A 2,369-nucleotide genomic window follows, 5' to 3' on the forward strand; every position below is an offset into this window, starting at 1 on the left:
TAACGCCCCGAGCATAGTATCGCAGGCAGATAGCGTCGCATGCTGCCTGTGGGCTATGCTCTTTGTTAGGCTCCGTTTTTAATTTTTACCTGTACCGCACTCGCAGAACTTTTATTTTTTAAATCCTATGCCAACGATTTCATTGCGCTCTCAAATTCTATTCTCTTTTCAATCCCAATTTACGCTTGGGTTTTATCCAATAAAATGGAAAGATCAGTATGAATTAAGGTCGAATCCGATGACGCTATACTGGGATGAAAGCTAAAATTAGAATAGCGTTAGAATCGCATTTATAACTCCAGTTTGCTTAAAAATTCGTTCGTTGTGAAAATCAAATTCCATGAAGATTTCAGCAAAAGGGAAAATCTAAAAAACTCATTTTTTCTTGTTCTAAAAATTTGCCCACTTAATGGAGCCTAACGACCCGGGCATGGTATCGCAGGCAGGTTGCGTCGCATAGCTGCCTGTGGAATATGCCCCTTGTTAGGCTTATTTTAAATTTAAGAATATTAGTATAATTAATACTGCACAAACGATCACGCTGCCAATAATATCGTACCTAATACTTGGAACTGAATGCTTGGGGTATTTTATCCCCCACTTTCCATCAAGAGTAAAATTGTATAAAATTTGGGGTGTTAGCTTTATTCTTTTAACTCTTTTATTTGGCGGTCTAAAAATTAAATCACCAAAGTTCCATCCTTCCCCTTTGTAATGGAAATACCATAGAAATTCTGACATATCAACATCTGCAATAACAGAATACTCTTCGAGTAAATCATTAAAATCATCTCCATAAATATTTAAGTCTTTATTTATATCTGTATCAGGATATACTTCTTCTGTACCAGCATATTTTTTAATTAAAATGATAACATCATCTACTGATTTCATTAAATATTGGAGTTAATTAAAAGAATATGGATATAATTCTTTGATTGACTTATTAAGCCTAACGAATCGGGCATGGTTTTGCACATGGGTCTTGTTGCCGGTTAGTGCGGTGTGAACTATGCCCATTGTTACAGTTTTTTATAATTTTTGAATTTCATCTTATTGATTAAATATTCTAGTTCGCTTATGAGCCATCTGCGTTCTTCTTGCTCTAAGTTTGAACCAAAATTGATATCGTCTTGATATTTAAATTTTAAAGAAATACGAGAACTGCTTTTTTCGCTTTTAGAATCGTATACTTCACTTTCCTCAATACTTTTAAACCATTTCGTTTTACGGTTCTTTTTGATCCCAATTCCAAAAATACTTGTCTTAAATTCTATATCTTTTTCATCTATTCTTAAATCGTATTTTAGAAAAAGCTTGATTATTGCTATCAAGGAATAGATTAACGATATCTTTACTATTAAATTAATTCTATTATCGACATCAGGGCTAAACATAAAAACGAGAGAAATAAATACTAAAAATGACGGGAATGTATTAGATAAAAATTTATAGTACGGCTTAGGTTGTAGATCACACTTTATTTTATCAACTAATTCAAGAATAGTAATATTAGTATTTAGAGGTTTAACAGTCTTCTTATAACTCTCATTATTCATTAAATCTTCTGATATTTGATAGTATTCATCACACTCCATACAAATTGCAAAATCTTCAACTGTATTTACATCCTCTGATTGAATAGGACTTTCACATTTTGGACAATTCAGTTTCATTTAATTAATTAACTGTAACGACTTAGGCATGGTGTCGCAGGCAGATTGCGTCGCAAGACTGCCTGTGCAATGTGCCTCTTGTTGTGAGGAGTTTTTATTTAATTATTACTGTCTTTTTAATTGATCGATTTATCCCTAAACCAATAAAAAATTCTTGAAGGTATTTATTCAAATCAGACTTATTCTTAGTCGTGACACCGCTATCTATCAAGTTTAATTCTCCTTCTATCCAATAGATCTGACGTTGAATATTTTCATTGAATCTAAAGTCTAAATTTAACTGATATAAAACTCTGATTGTGTCTTCTAAACCAAAATTCAAGTTGAAATAATATTCAGAAAGTAATTCTAAAATCCCCTCTGAATCGACATTCGATTTATTCTCATTTATGAATGAATTTAATATATCAATTAGAGAATTATCATTTTCAGAGTTCATTGATATGTCCATAAAAAATAAATCAAAGTCATTTTCAGTTAGTATCAACTGCTCTGAAAATTGGACAAGATTTTTTGAATTAAGTAGATTTAATCTAAGCCCAATATTTTGAATAATTAGCTCATTTATTATTTCGATTGCTTTCATCTACTTATTCCTCACAACGCCCCGGGCATGGTATCGCAGGCAGGTTGCGTCGCAAGTGCCTGTGGAATATGCCCCTTGTTCTGTGCTTTTTGCTACTTATTTATTGA

At 32.2% G+C, this 2,369-nt stretch carries 3 protein-coding genes; all 3 read right to left on the reverse strand.

Translation table 11 applies throughout. The features are described from left to right. Positions 1 to 489: 489 nt before the first annotated feature. Positions 490 to 894, reverse strand: a complete 405-nt coding sequence (locus BC781_RS25275) for a DUF1493 family protein (RefSeq protein WP_109623335.1) — start codon at positions 892 to 894, stop codon at positions 490 to 492. A gap of 128 nt (positions 895 to 1,022) precedes the next feature. Then, a complete protein-coding gene (locus BC781_RS25280; protein ID WP_109623337.1) occupies positions 1,023 to 1,676 on the reverse strand; it encodes a hypothetical protein in 654 nt (217 codons plus the stop codon). A 94-nt stretch (positions 1,677 to 1,770) separates the two neighbouring features. After that, positions 1,771 to 2,262 (reverse strand): hypothetical protein, encoded by a 492-nt coding sequence (locus BC781_RS25285; protein ID WP_109623339.1) that lies wholly within the window; start codon positions 2,260 to 2,262, stop codon positions 1,771 to 1,773. Between the last annotated feature and the right edge of the window lie 107 nt (positions 2,263 to 2,369).

The sequence above is a fragment of the Sediminitomix flava genome (assembly GCF_003149185.1).
Taxonomy (GTDB): domain Bacteria; phylum Bacteroidota; class Bacteroidia; order Cytophagales; family Flammeovirgaceae; genus Sediminitomix; species Sediminitomix flava.